Below are 19437 nucleotides of genomic sequence, written 5' to 3'. Positions count from 1 at the left end.
TATCCTCTTCAGAACACCCCGGGGGACAAGCGCATGGCCGTCGAATCGATCACCAAGGTCCTGGGCTCCGGCTCCGGCATCGACCTGGGCGCGCTGGTCACGTCGCTCGTCGACGCGCAGTTCAGCGTCAAGACCAAGGAGTTCACGCGCCGCGAGGAGAAGCTGGAGGCGCAGATCTCCGGCATTTCCACGATCCGCAGCGCGATCACCGGCTTCAACAGCGCGTTGAAGGCCCTCGTCTCCGGCGGCTCGCTGGCGACCCAGCCCATCAGCGCGAACCCGAACGCCGTCGCGGTCTCGACGCTGCCCGGCGCGACGCTGAAGGACATGGAAACCGCGGTGGGCGTGGTCCAGCTCGCCTCCGCCCAGGCTTCGACGACCAACAAGAGCTACGCCGCCGCGACCACGTTCAAGGAAGGCACGCTCAAGATCAGCTTCACCGGCGCCGGGACCGAGGCCGCGCCGCAGGAGGTGACGCTGACGATCGCGCCGGGCCGGACGCTCCAGAACGTCGCGGATCAGATCAACGCCGACGCCGGTCTCGCCGGCCGGCTCACCGCCACCCTCGTCGCCGACGGGGCCGGCTCCCGCCTGGTCCTGAAGAGCAGCGACGGCGCCGACAAGGCGTTCACCGTCCAGGCGACCGACACGCCCAACCGCGCGCCGACGCTGTTCGACCCCGGTTACGTCAACAACGGCGAGACGCTGAGGGGCTTCACGGTCGACACGGGCGTCACCCCGTCCTCCGAGGGCGCCTATACGGGCGTGCGCGGGCAGGACGCGATCGTGACCTTGGAAGGCGTGCAGTACCGGCGCCCCTCCAACACGATCACCGACCTCGTGCCGGGCATCAAGCTGGAGCTCCTGTCGGCCACGACCGCGCCGGTCGAGATCTCCGCGAAACGGGCGTCGTCCTCGTTGAGCGAGGGCGTGACCAACTTCGTGGACGCGTACAACGAGATGCTCGGGATCGTCCGCGACCAGAACGACCCGTTCACGGGCGCGCTCCGGATGGACGGTGCGGTGGAGGCGTTGCAGCGCGACCTCGCACGGCTGACCACCGCCGCGCTGATCCCGGAGGGCCGGGCCGGCGCGCCGCGCACGCTGGCGGACCTGGGCGTCGCCACGCAGCGCGACGGCTCGCTCGTGGTCGACTCCGCGCGGCTCGCCAAGGCGCTGGCGGACTATCCGGAAGCGGTGGAGGCGATCTTCGCGCCGCCCAGGACCGGCTCGACCGACGGGCTGTCCGCGCAGCTCAACCTGATCGCCGAGCGCGTGGCGCCCACCAAGGCGATAGGCTTCAGGACGGGGCTGGACGCGTCGGCCCAGACCTATGGTCAGCAGAAGACGCGGCTGGAGCAGGAACGCGAGCGGGCGACGGAGCAGGCCGAGCAGATGCGCGAGCGGCTGACCCGCCAGTTCTCCGGCATGGACGCGCGCGTCGCGGCGTACAAATCGACCATGACGTTCATGGAGAACCAGATCAAGGCGTGGAACCGCAGCGACCAGTGATCGCCTACGCCTGCGCCGCGCTCTCCGATCCCGAGCGCACCTATCGCCGCATCGACGTGGCCGGCCGCGCCGCGCAGGCGGCGAACGGCGCGGGGCTGGTGCGCCTGCTCTACGAGGAGCTCATCGCCTCCTTGCGCGGCGCCGCCTTCGCCGCGGAGGCGCGCAACCGCGGGGTCAAGAGCGAGCGCGTGACGCGCGCCACCGCCATCCTGTTCGCGCTGGAGGCCGGGCTCGATTTCGAGGCGGGCGGCGACGTGTCGCGCACGCTGGCGACCGTCTACGCCGGCGCGCGCCGCCAGGTGCTCGCCGCGAGCCTGGAGGACGACCCCGCCCCCTTCCGCGAGGTCGCCGCCGACTTAGGCGAGATCGCCGGCGCCTGGGCTAGCCTGGCGGCCTAGCCCATCTTCACGGAGAGGATCGCGGCCCAGACGATCATGGTCGCGACCCCGCCCGCAATCGTCCAGCGCACCGCGCGCCGGAGCCGGCGGCCCTGCGCGTCGATGGAGTGGACGAAGCTCGCGAACAGGCGCTGCCGGAGCGCCTCGTCGCCGTCCAACCCTTCCGCGTCGAACTCCTCGCCCACCAAGATCGCGCGCAGGCACAGATAGCTCGACACGACCACCGGCGCGATGCCGGCCAGGCTGGCGAGCGTCAGCCAGGGCTGCGTCGCCGCGTCGACGCTGAGCGGCGCGCCGGGCGAGGCGGAGACCGGGTGGGTGCCGACCGTGATCACCAGCGCGTTGAACGCCAGCATCGCGCCCAGGCGGACCGAGAGGTCGAGGTCACGGTTCTCCAGGAACTCGAGATCGGCGATGAAACCGGGATCGGGCGGATCGCCCCGCATCGCCTGAAAGGCGCGCAGGCGACGCCGGTACGAGCAGCCCTCCCCGTTCAACGCGCCGCGGTCCGCCGCGGCCGGAGATGCTCGACCAGGAAGGCGGCCTTGGTGCGGTTCCAGTCGAGGATGTTGGGGAGGTTGACGATGCCGTGGCCCTCGTCCGGGTAACGGCGGTAGATCACCTGCCCGCCCGCGTCGCGGATGGCGGTGACGAACGCGTCCTGCTCCTGCGGGCCGTTGCGCGGATCGTTGGCGCCGACCTGGACCAGGAAGGGACGCCTGATCTTCGCGACCCAGTTCATCGGCGACAGGGACTGGAGGAACTTGCGGTCGGCGGGATCGCGGACGTCGCCATATTCCAGGCGGTCGGACGCCTGGAGCTGGGGCGAGGCGCGCTCCAGGTTCGCGACCCAGTCGGCGACGCCCACCTGGCTGACGCCTGCGGCGAACAGGTCGGGGTGGCGGCCCATCAGCGCGTTGGTGAGGTAGCCGCCATAAGATCCGCCGCCCACCGCCACGCGCGCGCCGTCGAGCCCCGGCTGCCGCCCAATCCAGCGGACCGCGTCGACGACGTCGTCGATCTCCTTGCCGCGCTCCCGCAAGTCGTTGAGGTGCGAGTGCTTCTTTCCCGCCCCCGTCGAGCCGCGATAGTTGAAGTCGAGCACGGCCACGCCCTGCGCCAGCAGATACTGCGTCGAGGGTTGCCAGTAAGCGCCGGCGTGCGCCGACGGGCCGCCGTGGAGCTGAAGGTAGACGGGCGCGCGGCCGGCGACGTCGCGCGGTTCGTAGAGCAGCCCGGACAGCCGCACGCCGTCGCGGGCGGGAAAGGTGACGAGCCGCGGCTCGACCATGGCGGCGAGGTCCAGGCCGGCGGCGTTGGGCTCGACGACGCGGCGCGACCGGCCTGATGCGAGGTCCCACACCCATAGCTCGCCGGGCGTGCGCGGTCCGCTCACCTCGATATGGGCGACGGGCGCGCCGCGCGCGAACTCGGCGGAGAGCAGGCCCGCGGGCAGCGGGGGCGCGGGCAGGTCGCGCCCGTCGCGCAGGTCGCGCGCGTGGAGGCGGTGCACGCCGCCCTCGTCGGTCGTCCAGAGGAGGAAGCGGCCGTCGGGGCTGACCGCGACGCTCCGCACGTCGTGCGCGGGCGCTTCGACGATCCGAGTGCGCCCCGAAGCGAGGTCGTGATGCGCCAGCGCCTGGAAGTCGCGGTCCTGGTCGGTAACCATGTAGAAACCACGCCCGTCCGGCGTCCAGGCGAAGGAGCGGTAGGCGGAAGCCTGGCGAGGCTTGAACAGCGTCCGCTCTGACCCCGTCGCGAGGTCGACCAGGTACACGTCCTGCCCCGTCTCGCCGCGCGATTCGGACACGATCGCGAGCGTGCCGTTCGGCTGCACCTGGCTGGGGTAGTAGCCCATGCGGCCCTGGCGGACCGGCCGCGAGCCCGAGCCGTCGAGCGCGGCGACGTGGAGGTCGAAGCTCTTCCCGTCGCGCGCGGTGGTGGCGTAGACGAGGCCGCGGCCGTCGGCGGTGTAGTCGCCGGGCATTGTGAAGGCGGCGCTGGGCGGCACCAGCACGCGCTCCCGCGTGCCGTCGGCGCTGACCCAGTAGAAGCCGTAGCGCTCGTCGCCGCCCTTGTCGGCGACGTACATCAGCCCCTGGCCGTCGGGCGTCCAGCTCATGCCGTCGACGCCCAGCCCGAAGGTGAGCTGGCGCGGGCTCCCGCCGGCGGCGTCCACGACCCAGACCTGCGGCTGGCCGGTGACGCGGCTGATGTATGCGAGCCGCTCGCCGTCGGGCGACAGCGCGCCGGCGCTCGGGCCGTTCGCCAGGAAGTAGCGCGTGGGGTCGTCGGTCGCGGTGCCCGCCAGCGGTACGCTGACCGGTTTGGGCTTGGGGATGTCGGCCTCGTGCGGCCAGGCGGGCGGCGGGGGCGGCGCGGTCTCCTGCGCGCCGAGCGGCGGTGCGATCAGCAGGGCGCAGGCGGTGAACAGGCGCTTCATGGTTCTTCCCCTCGTCTCGGTCGCGCCAGGATAGCGGCCGCGCCCGTCAGCGCGAAACCCACTTCTTGCGCAGAAACCAGCCGGTGATGGCGACGGCGATCACCGCGCACAGCCCGACGATGGCGTTGAACGCCCAGGGCCGGTCGGCGAACCACAGCCCCTCGACGTTCATGCCGTAGAGCCCGGTGATGAAGGTCAGCGGCAGGAACACGAGCGCCGCGACCGACAGCTCGAGCCCGCGCTGGTCGAGCTGTTCCGCGCGCATGTCGGTCAAGGCGTCGTGGACCAGCGCGGAACGCTCGCGGATCGCCTCCAGCTCCTCGGCCATGCGCGCGGCGCGGTCCGCGGCGGCGGTGAGGTGGAGGCGGTCGTCGGGCTCGATCCAGTGGCCGGGCAGGCCCGCCAGCTTCTCGATCGCGGCGCGCTGGGGGTTGAGGAAGCGGCGGTACCCGATCGCCTCCGACCGGACGCGGTTCACGGTCTGGCGCAGCTCGAAGATCTTGCCCTGGTTCAGCCCCTCCTCGCAGGCGTCGAGCCGGTCGCCGAGGTCGGCGACCTCCGGGTCCAGGTCGGCGGTGATGGCGGTGGCGAACTCGGCGATGAGGTCGCCGGGATCGTGGATCTTGCCCCCTTCCACGCAGCGCTCGACCTCGGCCAGCGCGGACAGGCGTCGGCGCGTCACGGAGAAGACGTGGCCCTTGGTCGCCCAGATGCGGACGGAGGCGAGCGGGTCGCCCGCGCCCAGCTCCTCGTCGGAGCGGCCGCGCAGGTTGACGAGCGCGCCGTCCTCGAACTGGTCGCAGCGCGGTCGCGTCTCCGCGGCGGTGAGCGCGTCGACGACATAGTCGGATAGCGCCGCGCGCTCGGTCAGCCACTTGCGCGCGCGGTCGTCGCCCGTGGTCAGATGCACCCAGACGAGCTCGCCCCGGTCGCAGGTGAGCGCGTGATGGATGTCGATGCGCTCCACATGCTCGCGGTCGACGCGGTAGGCGAAGCCGCTCACGCCGCCGTCTCCGGGGCCATCTCCAGGAACACGCCGGCGGCGGGCGGACGGTCGGTGGCGATGCGCTCGGCGTCGGCGCGGGCGCGGGAGAGGATCGCGGGCGGCACGCCCGGACGGTAATATAGCCGGTCCGCGTTCGCCAGCGCGCGCGCTTGGCGAAGCGTCAGGTCGTCGGGGTCGGGGCTGGCGAGCATGATGCGGAGCGACGCGGGTTCGGCGGGCTCCGGGTCGGCGAGCCACGCTTCCGCATCGCCCTCCCCCAACGGGTCGAGCGGCCCGCCCGGCGCCATCGCGGCCCCCAGCGCGCGGCGGCGCGCGGCGGGATCGGGGAAGCGCGCGCGTAAGGAGTCGCGGGCGACGAACAGCGCGCGGGCCCGCTCGCCGAGACCGGCGGGGATCAACGCTTCCAGCCGCTGCCGGAGCGCCGCCGCCAACCCCGCCGACACGCCCCCCGTGCCGATCGCGACGAGCACGGGCGCGCGGTCGACGACCGCGGGCAGCGTGAAGTCGCACAGCTCCGGCCGGTCGACGGCGTTGACGAGCAGCCCGCGCGCGCGAAGGCGCTCGACGGCAGCCAGCGCTTCCGCCTCGTCCTCGATCGCGATCACTGCGAGACGTGCGTTACCCTCCTCGCCCACCACTGCAGCACCCGCGCGTTCCAGCAACCGGCGTTTGGCGTCCGCCGCCTCGCCCTCGCCCAGCAGCATCACCGGGCGGCGATCGGTGCGGATCCAGACCGGCAAACTACCCCAGCCTTCCACTCCACCTACCCTCCTTCCGTTCGTTTCGAGCTCAGTCGAGAAACGCTCCAGGGATCACGCCCGAACCCGTTTCTCGACCAGGCTCGAAACGAACGGGAGGGTCGAAGCGTCGCGGGAGGGTCAGAGCCAGTCCGGCACGCGCTCGGCGGCCATGATCGTCTCGGGCAGGATACGGTCGGCGACGACGGCGTAGCGGTCGCCGTCGACGAGCACCTCGGGCACGAGCGCGCGGCTGTTGTAGGTCGACGCCATGGTCGCGCCATACGCGCCCGCGGTGCGGAACACGGCGAGGTCGCCGCGCGCGACGCGGTTCATCTCGCGACCCATCGCGAAGGTGTCGCCCGACTCGCACACGGGGCCGGCGATGTTGGCGGTCATGCGCTCGCCGCCGGGCTCGACCGCGATGAACTCGTGGTATGCGTCGTAGAGCGCGGGCCGCGCCAGGTCGTTCATCGCCGCGTCGACGATGACGTAAGGGTGCGCGACGCCGGGCTTCACCCATACGACGCGCGTCAAGAGCACGCCCGCATTGCCTGCGATGACGCGGCCGGGCTCGAACTGGAGCTGCACGTCCCAGCCCTTGGTGACCCGCGCGACCATTTCGCCGAGCGCAGCCGGGGGCGGGAGTATGTCGTCGTGGCGGTAGGGTACGCCCAACCCGCCGCCGAGGTCGACGCGCGTGATGCGGTGGCCGGCGCGCCGGAGCTCGGCGACGAGCTCGCCGATGCGACGGTACGCGGCTTCGAGCGGCGCGAGGTCGGCGAGCTGGCTGCCGATATGGATGGCGACGCCACGAAGGTCGAGACCCGGCCGTGCCGCCAGCCGCGCGAACATGGCGGGCGCTTCGCTGATCGCGACGCCGAACTTGTTCTCGCGCTTACCCGTCGAGATCTTGGCGTGCGTGCCGGCGTCCACGTCCGGGTTGACGCGCAGCACCGCGGGCGCGCGGACCCCGCGCGAATGGGCGAGGTCGGCGAGCACCTCGCCTTCCTCCTCCAGCTCCAGGTTGAACTGGCCGATCCCGGCGTCCAACCCCGCCGCGAGCTCGCCCGGCGTCTTGCCGACGCCCGAGAAGACGACGCCCGCCGCGGGCACGCCCGCCGCGAGCGCGCGCGCCATCTCGCCGCCGGACACCACGTCCGCGCCGTAGCCCTCACTGGCCAGCAGGCGCAGCACGGCGAGGTTCGGGTTCGCCTTGATCGCATAGGCGAGGTGCACGTCGGGCAGCCCCGCGAAGGCCTCGCGGAACACGCGCGCGTGGCGGCGGAAGGTCGCGGCCGAGTAGACGTAGACGGGCGTCCCTACCTCGTCGGCGATGCGGGTCAGGGCTACGTCTTCCGCGTGGAGGACGCCGTCGCGATAGTGGAAGTGGTCCATTATTCGGGCGGCAGGTCGAACTCGTCCGAGCGCCGCTCCTCCGAGCGGCGGAGCAGCTCGGTGGAGCGCTCGGGGCGCTGCTGGGTGGTGGGGGTGAGGAGCTGTTCGGGCGTCGGCGTCGCGTTCGCGCCATAGGGCGCCACGGGCAGCGCGTCGCCCGGCGCGGGGCGGAGCTCGGCCGCCGAGCCGCAGCCGAGGAGCGGAAGCGCGAGCAGGAGGATGCGATGCTTCACGACTGCTGCTCCCTAGCTTCGGCGATGCGGGCGCGGACCTGATCGGGCGCTGTGCCGCCGTAGCTGCGCCGGCTGCGGACCGACGCGTCAACCGAGAGCACCTCGTACACGCCCTCGCCGATCCGCGCGTCGATCGCCTGGAGCTCGGCCATCGGCAGCTCGTGGAGCTTGACGCCTGCCCGCTCGGCGGCCGCCACCGCGCGGCCGGTGACGTGGTGCGCTTCGCGGAACGGCACGCCCGCCTCGCGCACCAGCCAGTCGGCGAGGTCGGTCGCGGTCGAGAAGCCGCTCTCCGCCACCTCGCGCATCCGCTCGGTCCGGAACGTCGCGCTCTCGACCATGCCCGTCATCGCCGCGAGCGACAGGGCCAACAGGTCGTGCGCTTCGAACACGGGCGGTTTGTCGTCCTGCATGTCCTTGGAATAAGCGAGCGGCAGACCCTTCATGGTGATCATCAGGCTCGTGCACGCGCCGACGATCCGCCCCGCATGCCCGCGCACCAACTCGGCCGCGTCGGGGTTGCGTTTCTGCGGCATGATCGAGCTGCCCGTCGACCACTGGTCCGAGAGCGAGACGAAGCCGAAGGGCTGCGACGCCCAGAGCACGAACTCCTCCGCCAGTCGCGACAGGTGGAGCGCGCATTGCGCCGCCGCCTGGAGATAGTCGAGCGCGAAGTCGCGGTCGGAGACGCTGTCGAGCGAGTTGCGCGTCGGCCCGTCGAAACCGAGCGCCGCCGCCGTGGCGTGCCGGTCGATCGGGAACCCCGTCCCCGCCAGCGCCGCGCTTCCCAGCGGGCACAGGTTCATGCGCGCCCGCGCGTCGCGCAACCGGCTCGCGTCGCGCCCCGCCATCTCGTGATACGCCATGAGGTGGTGGCCCAGCGTCACCGGCTGCGCGGACTGGAGGTGCGTGAAGCCGGGCATGACGCTCGCCGCATGCTCCTCCGCCCGCGCGAGCAGCGCCGCCCGGAGCCGCGCAATCGCGGCCAGCGTCTCGTCGATCGCGTCGCGCACCCAGAGGCGGAAGTCAGTCGCGACCTGGTCGTTGCGCGAGCGCGCCGTGTGGAGGCGGCCGGCGGCGGGGCCGATCTTCTCGGCCAGCCGCGCCTCGGTCAGCATGTGGATGTCCTCCAACGCGAGGTCGTCCGGCACGCCGTCGCGCTCGTAATCGGCCGCGACTTCGCGAAGCCCGCGATTGATTGCCGCCGCGTCTTCGTCCGCGATGATGCCTTGCGCGCCCAGCATGGCGGCGTGCGCCAGGCTGCCCGCCACGTCCTGCCGCCACATGCGCTTGTCGAAGGGGAGCGACGCGTTTATCTCGCGCATCACCGCCGCCGGGCCGCCTTCGAAGCGCCCGCCCCACATCATGTTGGAGCCGCCAATGTCGTCACGCCCGGGCGTCGTTCTTCTCCTGGGATCGGCGCTGGTCGCCGCCGGCTGCGATAAAGAGACGCAAGCGCCCGCACAAGCGAACAGCGTAGCGTCGGACGAGGTCGCGAGCGCCCCCGCACCGGCCTCCGCGCCCAAGTCGGGCGCCTTCGACCGGAGCCGCAAGGGCGAGGCCGCGCCGGACGTCGCCTTTACCGCGCCCGACGGCAAGCCCGTCCGCCTCGCCGACTTCCGCGGCAAGCCCCTGCTGGTGAATTTGTGGGCCACCTGGTGTGCGCCCTGCGTCGCGGAGATGCCGACGCTCGACGCGGCCGCGGGCGCGCTCGGCGACCGGGTGCGCGTGCTCACGGTCAGCCAGGACCTGGACGGCGCGGCCAAGGTGCGGCCCTTCTTCGCGTCCCGCGGCTTCCGCCACCTCCAGCCTTATCTCGATCCGGAGGTCGGGCTCAGCACCGCCTACGGCGTCAACCTGCCCGCGACCATCCTCTACGACGCGCAAGGGCGCGAGGTCTGGCGGCGGCTCGGCGCCTATGAATGGAACTCGCCCGAGGCCGCCCGCGCCATCGCCGAGGCGGCCTGACGCAGGTTAAGCTGCGCTAACCAGATACGTTATCGCCAAGTTGGAAAGATTTCTGGTGGATCAATCCACCGGTTCGTGGCTTCCTGCCCGCGGATTGGGGGAGATATCGTGACGGACCGCGAAGACGACGTGCGGCGGTTGCGCGGGAAGCCGCGCAGCAAGCTGTTCCAGCCGACCGAGCTGCGCGACGCGGCGGGCGCGGGCCGCCGCGCGCACCTGCTCGACGTGTCGGCCACGGGCGCGCTGGTCCACGCCGCCGAGCCGCCGCGGCCCGGCGACACCGTCCAGCTCATGCTCGACGGCGCGCCGCGCACCGCCCAGGTGATGTGGACGGAGGATCGCCGCTTCGGCGTCCAGTTCCGCATGCCGCTGACCGACGCCCAGGTATCGACCATCGTCGCCGCACAGACCGCCGCCGTCGCGGAAGCGGGTCGCCGAACGGGACCGATAACGCGCTGAGATCGGGTGGCTTGGATGCCCCGCGTGGATTCGAACCACGATTGACGGAGTCAGAGTCCGTAGTCTTGCCGTTAGACGACGGGGCAACAGGCGGGCGCAGATAGGCCGGGCGTCGGGGCGGGTCAAGCGTCTCGAACCGGGCCCGCGATCGCCCGCCCCGCCCTTGTTCCGGACCGGCATCCTCGCTAGCTAGGGCCCAGGCACCGAGCGGGTCCGCCCGCGACGGAAGAACAAGAACGATTGGATCGACACGGCATGGGGGATCGACCCGCGATGCCGTACCGGCAGGCGCCCGCGCCCGCCCGTTCGGCCCCCGACCGGCCCGCCCGCGACGAGCGGGACCGGGGCCCGCGCGCCGAGCCGCGGCACTACGCCGCCCTCGACCTCGGTACCAACAACTGCCGCCTCCTGATCGCGCGCCCGCAAGGCTCGGGTTTCGCGGTGGTGGACGCCTTCTCGCGCATCGTGCGGTTGGGCGAAGGGCTGGCGCTGACCGGCCGGCTCTCCGACGACGCCATCGAGCGCACCATCGCGGCGCTCCGCGTCTGCGCCGACAAGCTGCGCCGCCGCAACGTCGCGCTTGCGCGCTCGGTCGCTACCGAAGCGTGCCGCCGCGCCGCCAACGGCCCGGAGTTCATCGAGCGCGCGCGGCGGGAGACGGGCATCCACCTCGACATCATCTCGGCGGAGGAGGAGGCGCGGCTCGCCGTGCTCGGCTGCTATGCGCTCCTGGAGCCCGGCGACGGTCCCGCGCTCGTGTTCGACATCGGCGGCGGGTCGACCGAGCTCGTGCTGATCGACGCGGACGCCGCCGGCCCGAGCGTGCTCGACTGGCATTCCGCGCCCTGGGGCGTCGTGTCGCTGACGGAGAGCGCGGGCGGCGGCGGCGACCGGGCGGAGCGGCTCGCCGCCTACGCCCATATGCGCGAGCTGGTGCGGGAGAGCTTCGCGCCGTTCGTCGCGCGCCTGCCCGCCTCGCCGACCCGCCCGCGGCTGCTCGGCACCAGCGGCACGGTGACGACGCTCGCCTCCGTGCACCTCGGCCTCGACCATTACGATCGCGCGCTGGTGGACGGGCTGATCGTGCCCGCCCAGGCGATGCGGGCGATCAGCACCGAGCTGTCGGGCATGTCGGTCCCCGAGCGCGCGAAGTTCCCCTGCATCGGCTCCGAGCGCGCCGACCTGGTGGTGGCGGGCTGCGCGATCCTGGAGGCGATCCTCGACCTCTGGCCCGCCGAGCGCCTCGGCATCGCCGACCGCGGTATCCGCGAGGGCATCTTACGCCGATTGATGGGAACGCCGAAACCATGAGAAGCAGCGGCGGACGCCAGCGGGTACGCACCGCGCGCGGGCGATCGGCCCAGTCGACGCGCTGGCTCGAGCGCCAGCTGAACGACCCCTATGTCCGCCGCGCCAAGGCGGAGGGCTATCGCAGCCGCGCGGCGTACAAGCTCATCGAGCTCGACGAGCGGTTCGGGTTGCTCAAGGGCGTGCGCCGCGTCGTCGACTTGGGGCTGGCGCCGGGCGGCTGGAGCCAGGTCGTGCGCAAGGCCGCGCCGGGTGCTGCGGTGGTCGGCATCGACCTGCTGCCCGTCGACCCGCTCGACGGCGTCACAATCCTGCAGATGGACTTCATGGACGACCGCGCGCCGGAGCTATTGCAGGAGGCGCTGGGCGGCCAAGCGGACCTGGTGCTGTCCGACATGGCCGCGAACACGGTGGGCCACCCGCAGACCGACCACCTGCGCACCATGGCGCTGGTGGAGGCGGGCATGGCCTTCGCCTGCGACGTGCTGCGGCCGGGCGGCGCGTATGTGGCGAAGGTGCTGGCGGGGGGTGCCGACCATGGGCTGGTGGCGGAGCTGAAGCGGCGGTTCGCGACGGTGAAGCATGCGAAGCCGCCGGCTAGTCGCAAGGATAGCTCGGAATGGTACGTGATCGCGCAGGGGTTCAAGGGCCAGGAGGAGCCAACCTCCGCTTGACTCCTCCCCGGCGAAGGCCGGGGTCCAGTCACGGAATGCTTGCGGGCTTGGACCGACCGTCGCCGCAGCGCCGCGGCGAAGCCGCGTCGTACTACCCGACTCGCCGCCATCACCGGGTAAGCACACCCGCAGCGCCGCACATGTTCTTTTCGCGCCTTTGCGTCTTCGCGTGAACTAATCAGCAGCCGGCGCGGGAGCTGCCGTCAATGGAGAAGTGCCGCGGCGAAGCCGCGTCGTCGGACGACTCGCGCGAGGACGAGCTCGCGCGGTCGCCGGCCGGAGTTCGGCTGATCCTCGCTTAGCGCTTCGCGCTAAGCTCGGGCCTCATTCGTAATCCCCACCCATATTCTGGTTCCGCGGCGGAGCAGCGGCGGTAAGGCGCAACGCCTCCGCCGAGGCCGAAAGCGACCCCAGCGCGTCCGCCTCGTCCTCGTCGTCGATCTGCACGCGCTGGAGCGACTGGACGATGCCGTCCTCCAGCTGGTCCGGCCGGACCGTCTCGTCGGCAATCTCGCGGAGCGCGACCACCGGGTTCTTGTCGCGGTCGCGGTCGATCGTCAGCTCCGCGCCGCCGGAGATCTGCCGCGCGCGCTGGGCGGCGAACAGCACCAGGTCGAACCGGTTGGGAACCTTGTCGACGCAATCCTCGACGGTGACGCGCGCCATGGGCGGGAGACCTCGCTAGTAACGAAACGGGAAAGGCGGGCAGCTAGCGGCGACGCCTCGAAAAGTCAAGGAAAACGCCCCCATGCGCTCCGGCAACATAGGCGACCGCCGCGCGTTCGGCGAGTTGATGCACGCTGAGCATGTCGCGTTCGCGCCCGGTCGGGGCCGGCATATCGGGTCGGACGAGCCCCGCTTCACCGTCGACGGCAACCGGCTGACGCTGCTGACCACCGGAGCCGCGCGGTTCGACGCGCTGCTCCGGCTCATCCGCGGCGCGAAGCGGTCCTTGCGCATCCTGTTCTACATCTACGCCGACGACGCGTCCGGCCGCGAGGTGCGCGACGCGCTGGCCGCCGCCGCCCGGCGCAGGGTCGACGTGAAGGTGATCATCGACGGGTTCGGCTCCGAAGCGCCCAGCGCCTTTTTCGAGCCGCTGCGCGACGCGGGCGCGTCCGTCTGCTTCTTCCAGCCGCGCTTCGGCCGCCGCTACCTGCTCCGCAATCACCAGAAGCTCGCGCTCGCCGACGCCGAACAGTCGCGGCCCAGCATCATCGTCGGCGGCTTCAACGTCGAGGACGGTTATTTTGGCGACGACCCGTCCGCCTGCTGGCGCGACCTGGGCCTTCTCGTCGAGGGCCCCGCGGCCGGGCGGCTCCAGGGCTATTTCGACGGGCTCGAGGCTTGGGTTCGCGAGCCGCGCGCGCGCCTGCGCCAGCTCAACCGCGCGCTCCGGCGATGGAGCGAGAAGCAGGGGCGCTTGCGCTGGCTGATCGGCGGGCCGACGCGGCGGCTCTCGCCCTGGGCGCGCAGCGTGCGTGCCGACATGCGCCGCGCGCACCGGATCGATATCGTCGCGGGGTATTTCACCCCCTCCCCCACCATGCTCCGCCGCCTCGACCGCGCGGGCCGCCGAGGCCGCGAGGTGCGCGTCGTCACCGCCGCCAAGTCGGACAACACCGCCACCGTCCAGGCGGCGCGCTTCACCTATGCGGGCCTGCTCAGGAAGGGCGTGCGCATCTTCGAATACCAGCCCGCCAAGCTCCACACCAAGCTCTACGTCGTCGACGACGCGGTCCATATCGGCTCGGCAAACTTCGACATGCGCAGCCTGTTCATCAACCTGGAGTTGATGCTGCGCGTGGAGGACCCCGCCTTCGCGGCCCATGTCCGCGCCTATGTCGACGGCGAGATCGCGCGGTCGGAGGAGGTCACGGCGGAGCGCTACAAGGAGCGCACCGGCCCGGTGACGCGCGTGCGGCAGTTCCTGGCGTATTTGTTGGTGGGCGTGGTGGACCCGAGCGTGTCGCGGGGGCTCAACCTAGGACCGGGCGAGTAATCCAGTTTCCCCCCCCCCCCCCGCTCACAGCAGGGGAGGGGGACCAGCGAAGCTGGTGGAGGGGGGCGTAGGTCGATCAGCGACAAGCCGGGGGCTTGTCGCCGACCGGAGCCGGCTTGCAGAGCAAGCCGCGGGGGATGCGCTCTCGTCAGCGCCGCGGCAAAGCCGCGCCGTCGGACGGGGCTGTAGCCCCGCCGGCCGCGCGTAGGATTTGCGCTAGGCTTCGCCTCGCGCACCGGCTCGGGCGTAGCCGAGCCTAATCCTTGTGCGCCCAATACAGCTGCGCGGGCGGCACGTTCCACCACTCCATATCATGCTCGATCCGCTCGAAATGCGGCGCAATGAAGTCTCGGACCTTCGGCGAGAACTGGTACACCAGAAACGCCCCGCCAGGTCGGATCACGCGCTGCGTGGCGGACGCGATCGCCGGCCCCACGCCCGGCGGCAGCGTCGAGAAGGGCAGGCCCGACAGTACGTAGTCGGCATGCGCATGCCCGTGCCCGCGCACGATCTCCTCCACGTCCGCCGCCGACCCGTGCACCGCGGAAAAGCGGCTGTCGACGATCGTGTGGCGCAGGTAGCTGATGAAGTCCTCGTTCGTGTCGATCGCGATCAGCTGCGCGTCCGGCGCCATCCGCTCCAGGATCGGGCGGCAGAAGGTGCCCACCCCCGGCCCATATTCGACGAAGACCTTGCAGTCCGCCCAATCTACCCGCCGCAGCATCTTGGCGATCAGCCGGTCGGACGAGGGGATGATCGACCCCACCATTACCGGGTGCTTGATGAAGCCCTGGAGGAACATGCCCCAGGGCGTCGGCACGCCCGCGGGTCTGCGGCGCTTGAGCAGCGCGGTTCCGGCGGATTGCGGCATGAGGCTCCTTTTCGCTGTCTCGGACACGGAATCCGCCCGTCACATTTTCGTGAACGTTGTTCAAGCGGGAGGGTTGCGTGGGAGGTCCCAGCGCGTATGCCCGCCCCATGCTCCCCGACCGCCTCGGACCGTCCCGCATCGGAACCGTCGCGGTGATCTTCCAATCGACGCGCAACGGCGCGGACGAAGCGGGCTACGCCGCCGCAGCCGAGGCGATGGACCGGCTCGCCGCCGCCCAGCCCGGCTATCGCGGGATCGACAGCGTGCGCGGACCCGACGGGATGGGCGTCACGATCAGCTGGTGGGCCGACGACGCCTCCGCGATCGCCTGGCGCGACCACCCGGAGCACGCGGCGGTGCGCGAGCTCGGCCGCGCGCGCTGGTACAGCAACTACCGGGTCGACGTCGCGCGCGTGGAGCGCAGCTACGTCTGGGAGCGCGAGGCGTGAGCGCGGCCGTCGACCGCCGCTTCCTCGTCCTGTTCACCGTCATGCTGACGATCGCGGCGGGCAACACCGCGCTGCAGTCGGTGCTCCCCGCGCTCGGCCGGTCGCTCGGCGTGCCCGACAGCGCGGTCGCCGCCGCCTTTTCGGTCTCGGCGCTGCTCTGGGTGATCTTCGCGCCCTATTGGGCCAACCGCTCCGACCGGCACGGCCGGCGCGCGATGATCCTGACGGGGATGGGCGGGTTCGTCTTCTCGCTGCTCATCTGCGGCGTCTTCCTGGTGGCGGGGATCAACGGCTGGATCGGCGGGACGGCGGCGTTCCTGCTCTTCATCTTAGGAAGGCTCATCTACGGCAGCTTCGGCGCGGCCGCCCCGCCCGCCGTCCAGGCGCTCGTGGCGGGGTCGACCACGCGTGAGGAGCGGACGCGCGCGTTGACGCTTCTCGCCTCCGCCTTCGGGCTCGGCACGATCGTCGGGCCGGCGGTCGCGCCGTACTTGGTGCTGGGCGACGTCGGCGCGGTCGAGATCGGGCTGGCGGGCCCCGCGTTCATCGGGGCCGCGTTCGGCGTGCTCGTCTATTTCGCCGTTCGGCGGATCCTGCCCGACGACCGGCCGGCGGGCGCGGAGGGGCGCGGCTCGATGAGTTCCTACCCTTCGATCGGCGGCCAGCCCACGGGTGCCACCGTGCGCGCGTCCGTCGCGCGCGAGGAGGTGCAGGCGCCCGAGCCCGTCGGCTATTTCGACCCTCGTATCCGCGCCTGGGTGATCGTCGGGCTGATCATGGGCCATGCCCAGGCGATGGGCGGCCAGGCGATCGGCTTCCTTGTCATCGACCGGTTGAACCTCGCCCCCGCCCAGGCGCTCCAGCCGACGGGGCTCGTCCTCATCATGGGCTCGGGCGCGGCGCTGCTGGCGCAATGGGGCATCATCCCGCTCCTGAACCTGAAACCACGCCAGCTCGTGCTCGCCGGGCTGGCAGTGGCCGCGGTGGGATCGGCGCTGCTCGGGCTCGCCGGCACGCTCTACGGCATCGCGGTGGCCTTCGCGCTGGCGTGCCTGGGGTTCGGCTTCGTCCGCCCCGGCTTCACCGCGGGCGCATCGCTGGCGGTGGGACCGGAGGCGCAAGGCTCGGTCGCGGGCAAGGTGACGAGCGTCAACGGCGCGAGCTTCGTGCTCGGCCCCAGCATCGGCATCGCGCTGTACGAGCTCGACCACGCGCTGCCCTACTGGATCGCGGGCGCGGGGTGCGCGGCGCTGATGGCGTACGCGTGGCGGGTGCTGCGGTAGCCTAATTCCTCCCCCGCCCACGGCGGGGGAGGGGGACCAGCGTAGCTGGTGGAGGGGGCGTAGGTCGATCAGCGACAAGCCGGGGGCTTGTCGCCGACCGGAGCCGGCTTGCGAAACAAGCCGCGGGGGATTCGGCATCACTCCGCACCCCCTCCACGACGCCGCAAGCGGCGCGGTCCCCCTCCCCCGCATCTGCGATGCGGGGGAGGATTTTAGGGCCGCTTCTCTCCGCGCGCCTGCAACTGCCCCGGCGCGATGAAACCTATCGGCTGCACCGCCGCCGCATCCTGCTTCAGCCTGGACGTCATCTGCTCGTAATCGCGCTCCATCTCCGGCGTCACCGTCGCGCGCGACTCCTGCAGAGCCGCCTCGAAGTCGGCCATATACACCTCGCGCGCGCCCAGCGACCGCCGGAGCGCGATCAGGCCCGCGCGCCGCACCACGTCCTCCAGGTCCGCGCCGGTGAAGCGCTCGGTCCGCCGCGCCACCTCGTCCAGGTCCACGTCGCGAGCGAGCGGCATCTTCTGCGTCTGGATCGCCAGGATGCGCCGCCGCCCCTCCGCGTTCGGCACGCCGACATAGATCAGCTCGTCGAAGCGGCCGGGCCGGAGCAGCGCCGGATCGACCAGGTTCGGCCGGTTGGTGGCACCTATCACGACCACCGACTGCAGCTCCTCCAGCCCGTCCATCTCGGCGAGGATGGTGTTGACCACGCGCTCGGTCACCTGCGGCTCGCCCAATCCGCCGCCGCGCGCGGGCACCAGGCTGTCGAGCTCGTCGATGAAGATGACGGTGGGTGCCACCTGCCGCGCGCGTTGGAACAGCCGCGCGATCTGCTGCTCCGACTCGCCGTACCACTTGGACAGCAGGTCGGACGACTTGGTGGCGATGAAGTTCGCCTCCGCCTCGCGCGCGACCGCCTTGGCGAGCAGGGTCTTGCCCGTACCCGGCGGACCGTAGAGCAGGAAGCCCTTGGCGGGCCGGATACCGAGCCTGCGGAACGCGTCCGGGTCCTTGAGCGGCAGCTCGACGCCCTCCTTCAGGCGCATCTGCGCCTCGTCCAAGCCGCCGACGTCTTCCCAGCGCACGCGCGGTGCCTCCACCATCACCTCGCGCATCGCCGAGGGCTGGACGCGCTTCAGCGCGCCCAGAAAGTCGTCGCGGTTGACGGAGAGCTGGTCGAGCACCTCGGGCGGCACCGTCCGCTCTTCGAGATTGAGCTTGGGCATGATGCGCCGGACAGCCTCGATCGCCGCCTCGCGCGCGAGCGCCGCCAGGTCCGCGCCGACGAAGCCGTAGGTCGTGCGCGACAGCTCGGCGAGGTCCACGCCGCCGTCGAGCGGCATGCCGCGCGTGTGGATGCCCAGGATCTCGCGCCGCCCGCGCTCGTCGGGCACGCCCACCACGATCTCGCGGTCGAACCGGCCCGGCCTTCTCAGCGCCTCGTCGATCGCCTCCGGCCGGTTGGTCGCGGCGATGACCACCAGGTTCGCCCGCGCCTCCAACCCGTCCATCAGCGTCAGCAGCTGCGCCACCAGCCGTTTCTCCGCCTCGCCGGTGACGTTGCCGCGCTTGGGCGCGATCGAGTCGATCTCGTCGATGAAGACGATCGACGGCGCGTTCTTGTTAGCGTTCTCGAACACCTCGCGCAGCCGCGCCTCCGACTCGCCATAGGCCGAGCCCATGATCTCCGGCCCGTTGATCAGGAAGAACTGCGCGTCCGATTCGTTCGCGACCGCCCTCGCGAGCCGCGTCTTGCCGGTGCCGGGCGGTCCGTGAAGCAGCACGCCCTTGGGCGGATCGACGCCTAAGCGCTGAAACAGCTCGGGGTAGCGCAACGGCAGCTCGACCATCTCGCGCAGCTGATCGATCGTCGGACCCATGCCGCCGATATCGTCATAGGTGACGTCCGCGCGCCTCGCCGCCTGCGGCTCCTCATATTCGGGGCGCAGCTCGACCTCGGTGTTCTCGTCGATGTGCACCACGCCCTTGGGCGTCGCGGACACGACGAGCAGCCTGATCTCCTGCAGCGCATAGGCCGGCTGGTTGATGAAGCTGCGCACCGCCGGGTTCATGTTGTCGACGCGCTGGTGGCCCGCGGTCGCCACGATGTCGCCGGACACGAGCGGCCGGCCGTAGAAGGTGCGTTTCAGCGCCAGCGTCGAGCCCTGCAGCCGCAGGTTCTGCTGCGCCGGCGCGAACACCACGCGCGTCGCGGGCTTGGACTCGACCTTGCGGATCTCGACGTAATCGCCCGAGCCGACGCCCGCGTTGGCGCGCTGCAGGCCGTCGATGCGCAGGATGTCGAGCCCCTCATCCTCCTGATAGGGATAGACGGCGCGCGCGGGCGTCGTCTTCTTGCCGACGATCTCGATCACGTCGCCCTCGGCTAGCCCCAGCGCCGCCATCAGCGCGCGCGGCAGGTGCGCCAAGCCCCTGCCCGAATCCTCCGGCCGCGCGTTCGCGACCTGGATGCGCCGCGGTTCCTGATCTGCCATGTGCTTCCTCACGCGGTCCCGGAATGGGACCCCGAAGCGCGCGAGATAGGGAGCCGGTTCCGATCCCGCCAAGAGGTTACGCGGCCGAAACGAAAAAAGGGCCGGCGCTTCAAGAAGCGGCCGACCCGGAAAGTTTTTAGGAGAGGATGCCTGAAAGGCCTTGCTGAAATGGATTGCAGGGCGAAATGTTGCAAGTGC

19 protein-coding genes and 1 tRNA gene are annotated in these 19437 nt (G+C 71.5%); 9 read left to right on the top strand and 11 right to left on the bottom strand.

The window, feature by feature from the left end; translation table 11 throughout:
• The first annotated feature begins 33 nt into the window (after nucleotides 1–33).
• On the top strand, nucleotides 34–1512 hold the full coding sequence (gene fliD, locus CKY28_RS09990; RefSeq protein ID WP_095998170.1) for a flagellar filament capping protein FliD: 1479 nt from the start codon (nucleotides 34–36) through the stop codon (nucleotides 1510–1512).
• Nucleotides 1491–1910 (top strand): flagellar export chaperone FliS, encoded by a 420-nt coding sequence (locus CKY28_RS09985; protein WP_245841752.1) that lies wholly within the window; start codon nucleotides 1491–1493, stop codon nucleotides 1908–1910. The genes fliD and CKY28_RS09985 overlap by 22 nt, the downstream gene beginning before the upstream one ends.
• Here the strand turns inward: CKY28_RS09985 and CKY28_RS09980 are convergent.
• The 7 genes from CKY28_RS09980 to argH all read right to left on the bottom strand — a co-directional run bounded on the left by CKY28_RS09980 (nucleotide 1907) and on the right by argH (nucleotide 9091).
• Nucleotides 1907–2407: a hypothetical protein gene (locus CKY28_RS09980; RefSeq protein WP_141243902.1), complete on the bottom strand. Its 501-nt coding sequence runs from the start codon at nucleotides 2405–2407 to the stop codon at nucleotides 1907–1909. The two genes, CKY28_RS09985 and CKY28_RS09980, sit on opposite strands and share 4 nt — an antisense overlap.
• Complete coding sequence (locus tag CKY28_RS09975; RefSeq protein ID WP_095998168.1) at nucleotides 2404–4353, bottom strand: S9 family peptidase; 1950 nt, start codon at nucleotides 4351–4353, stop codon at nucleotides 2404–2406. The genes CKY28_RS09980 and CKY28_RS09975 overlap by 4 nt, the downstream gene beginning before the upstream one ends.
• Before the next feature lie 46 nt (nucleotides 4354–4399).
• Nucleotides 4400–5356 (bottom strand): CorA family divalent cation transporter, encoded by a 957-nt coding sequence (locus CKY28_RS09970; RefSeq protein WP_095998167.1) that lies wholly within the window; start codon nucleotides 5354–5356, stop codon nucleotides 4400–4402.
• Nucleotides 5353–6063: a precorrin-2 dehydrogenase/sirohydrochlorin ferrochelatase family protein gene (locus CKY28_RS09965; protein WP_095998599.1), complete on the bottom strand. Its 711-nt coding sequence runs from the start codon at nucleotides 6061–6063 to the stop codon at nucleotides 5353–5355. The genes CKY28_RS09970 and CKY28_RS09965 overlap by 4 nt, the downstream gene beginning before the upstream one ends.
• Nucleotides 6064–6237: 174 nt before the next feature.
• Nucleotides 6238–7494: a diaminopimelate decarboxylase gene (lysA, locus tag CKY28_RS09960; RefSeq protein WP_095998166.1), complete on the bottom strand. Its 1257-nt coding sequence runs from the start codon at nucleotides 7492–7494 to the stop codon at nucleotides 6238–6240.
• Nucleotides 7494–7727, bottom strand: coding sequence for a hypothetical protein (locus tag CKY28_RS09955; RefSeq protein ID WP_095998165.1), 234 nt, complete (start codon nucleotides 7725–7727; stop codon nucleotides 7494–7496). The genes lysA and CKY28_RS09955 overlap by 1 nt, the downstream gene beginning before the upstream one ends.
• Nucleotides 7724–9091, bottom strand: a complete 1368-nt coding sequence (gene argH, locus CKY28_RS09950) for an argininosuccinate lyase (RefSeq protein ID WP_095998598.1) — start codon at nucleotides 9089–9091, stop codon at nucleotides 7724–7726. Before argH ends, CKY28_RS09955 begins: the two co-directional genes overlap by 4 nt.
• Nucleotides 9092–9107: 16 nt before the next feature.
• On the opposite strand from argH, the gene CKY28_RS09945 reads away from it, so the two are divergent.
• Entirely contained in the window at nucleotides 9108–9695 is a 588-nt protein-coding gene (locus CKY28_RS09945; protein WP_095998164.1) for a TlpA family protein disulfide reductase, read from the top strand.
• A gap of 108 nt (nucleotides 9696–9803) precedes the next feature.
• Nucleotides 9804–10154, top strand: coding sequence for a PilZ domain-containing protein (locus tag CKY28_RS09940; protein ID WP_176473045.1), 351 nt, complete (start codon nucleotides 9804–9806; stop codon nucleotides 10152–10154).
• A 12-nt stretch (nucleotides 10155–10166) separates the two neighbouring features.
• Here CKY28_RS09940 and CKY28_RS09935 read toward each other — a convergent pair.
• A tRNA-Gln gene (locus CKY28_RS09935) sits at nucleotides 10167–10240 on the bottom strand.
• Between the two features lie 169 nt (nucleotides 10241–10409).
• On the opposite strand from CKY28_RS09935, the gene CKY28_RS09930 reads away from it, so the two are divergent.
• A complete protein-coding gene (locus CKY28_RS09930) occupies nucleotides 10410–11465 on the top strand; it encodes a Ppx/GppA phosphatase family protein (protein WP_176473044.1) in 1056 nt (351 codons plus the stop codon).
• Complete coding sequence (locus CKY28_RS09925; protein ID WP_095998161.1) at nucleotides 11462–12136, top strand: RlmE family RNA methyltransferase; 675 nt, start codon at nucleotides 11462–11464, stop codon at nucleotides 12134–12136. Before CKY28_RS09930 ends, CKY28_RS09925 begins: the two co-directional genes overlap by 4 nt.
• A gap of 324 nt (nucleotides 12137–12460) precedes the next feature.
• On the opposite strand, the gene rpoZ is transcribed toward CKY28_RS09925, so the two are convergent.
• Complete coding sequence (gene rpoZ, locus CKY28_RS09920; protein ID WP_095998160.1) at nucleotides 12461–12802, bottom strand: DNA-directed RNA polymerase subunit omega; 342 nt, start codon at nucleotides 12800–12802, stop codon at nucleotides 12461–12463.
• Between the two features lie 127 nt (nucleotides 12803–12929).
• Here rpoZ and CKY28_RS09915 point away from each other — a divergent pair, with 127 nt between their 5' ends.
• Nucleotides 12930–14138, top strand: coding sequence for a phospholipase D-like domain-containing protein (locus CKY28_RS09915; protein WP_095998597.1), 1209 nt, complete (start codon nucleotides 12930–12932; stop codon nucleotides 14136–14138).
• Between the two features lie 256 nt (nucleotides 14139–14394).
• Here the strand turns inward: CKY28_RS09915 and CKY28_RS09910 are convergent, their stop codons facing one another.
• Nucleotides 14395–15009 (bottom strand): class I SAM-dependent methyltransferase, encoded by a 615-nt coding sequence (locus CKY28_RS09910; protein ID WP_095998159.1) that lies wholly within the window; start codon nucleotides 15007–15009, stop codon nucleotides 14395–14397.
• Between the two features lie 107 nt (nucleotides 15010–15116).
• On the opposite strand from CKY28_RS09910, the gene CKY28_RS09905 reads away from it, so the two are divergent.
• Nucleotides 15117–15458: an antibiotic biosynthesis monooxygenase family protein gene (locus tag CKY28_RS09905; protein WP_095998158.1), complete on the top strand. Its 342-nt coding sequence runs from the start codon at nucleotides 15117–15119 to the stop codon at nucleotides 15456–15458.
• 41 nt (nucleotides 15459–15499) lie between these two features.
• Nucleotides 15500–16741: an MFS transporter gene (locus CKY28_RS09900; RefSeq protein WP_095998596.1), complete on the top strand. Its 1242-nt coding sequence runs from the start codon at nucleotides 15500–15502 to the stop codon at nucleotides 16739–16741.
• Between the two features lie 212 nt (nucleotides 16742–16953).
• Here the strand turns inward: CKY28_RS09900 and CKY28_RS09895 are convergent, their stop codons facing one another.
• Nucleotides 16954–19239 carry a CDC48 family AAA ATPase gene (locus CKY28_RS09895; RefSeq protein WP_095998157.1) on the bottom strand — a complete coding sequence of 762 codons (2286 nt, stop codon included), beginning with the start codon at nucleotides 19237–19239 and terminating at the stop codon, nucleotides 16954–16956.
• Nucleotides 19240–19437: the final 198 nt, after the last annotated feature.

It is taken from the genome of Sphingomonas lenta, from assembly GCF_002288825.1.
Lineage (GTDB): Bacteria > Pseudomonadota > Alphaproteobacteria > Sphingomonadales > Sphingomonadaceae > Sphingomonas > Sphingomonas lenta.
Note: the sequence above shows the minus strand (reverse complement) of the source record. Positions and strands in the feature narration are given on the sequence as shown.

Bases quoted from the DNA above. Each gene is read 5' to 3' on its own strand.
- fliD (WP_095998170.1), top strand. From the start codon at position 34: ATGGCCGTCGAATCGATCACCAAGGTCCTGGGCTCCGGCTCCGGCATC.
- CKY28_RS09975 (WP_095998168.1), bottom strand. From the start codon at position 4,353: ATGAAGCGCCTGTTCACCGCCTGCGCCCTGCTGATCGCACCGCCGCTC.
- CKY28_RS09965 (WP_095998599.1), bottom strand. From the start codon at position 6,063: ATGCTGCTGGGCGAGGGCGAGGCGGCGGACGCCAAACGCCGGTTGCTG.
- lysA (WP_095998166.1), bottom strand. From the start codon at position 7,494: ATGGACCACTTCCACTATCGCGACGGCGTCCTCCACGCGGAAGACGTA.
- argH (WP_095998598.1), bottom strand. From the start codon at position 9,091: ATGTGGGGCGGGCGCTTCGAAGGCGGCCCGGCGGCGGTGATGCGCGAG.
- CKY28_RS09945 (WP_095998164.1), top strand. From the start codon at position 9,108: ATGTCGTCACGCCCGGGCGTCGTTCTTCTCCTGGGATCGGCGCTGGTC.
- CKY28_RS09930 (WP_176473044.1), top strand. From the start codon at position 10,410: ATGGGGGATCGACCCGCGATGCCGTACCGGCAGGCGCCCGCGCCCGCC.
- CKY28_RS09925 (WP_095998161.1), top strand. From the start codon at position 11,462: ATGAGAAGCAGCGGCGGACGCCAGCGGGTACGCACCGCGCGCGGGCGA.
- rpoZ (WP_095998160.1), bottom strand. From the start codon at position 12,802: ATGGCGCGCGTCACCGTCGAGGATTGCGTCGACAAGGTTCCCAACCGG.
- CKY28_RS09915 (WP_095998597.1), top strand. From the start codon at position 12,930: ATGCACGCTGAGCATGTCGCGTTCGCGCCCGGTCGGGGCCGGCATATC.
- CKY28_RS09910 (WP_095998159.1), bottom strand. From the start codon at position 15,009: ATGCCGCAATCCGCCGGAACCGCGCTGCTCAAGCGCCGCAGACCCGCG.
- CKY28_RS09905 (WP_095998158.1), top strand. From the start codon at position 15,117: ATGCTCCCCGACCGCCTCGGACCGTCCCGCATCGGAACCGTCGCGGTG.
- CKY28_RS09900 (WP_095998596.1), top strand. From the start codon at position 15,500: ATGCTGACGATCGCGGCGGGCAACACCGCGCTGCAGTCGGTGCTCCCC.
- CKY28_RS09895 (WP_095998157.1), bottom strand. From the start codon at position 19,239: ATGGCAGATCAGGAACCGCGGCGCATCCAGGTCGCGAACGCGCGGCCG.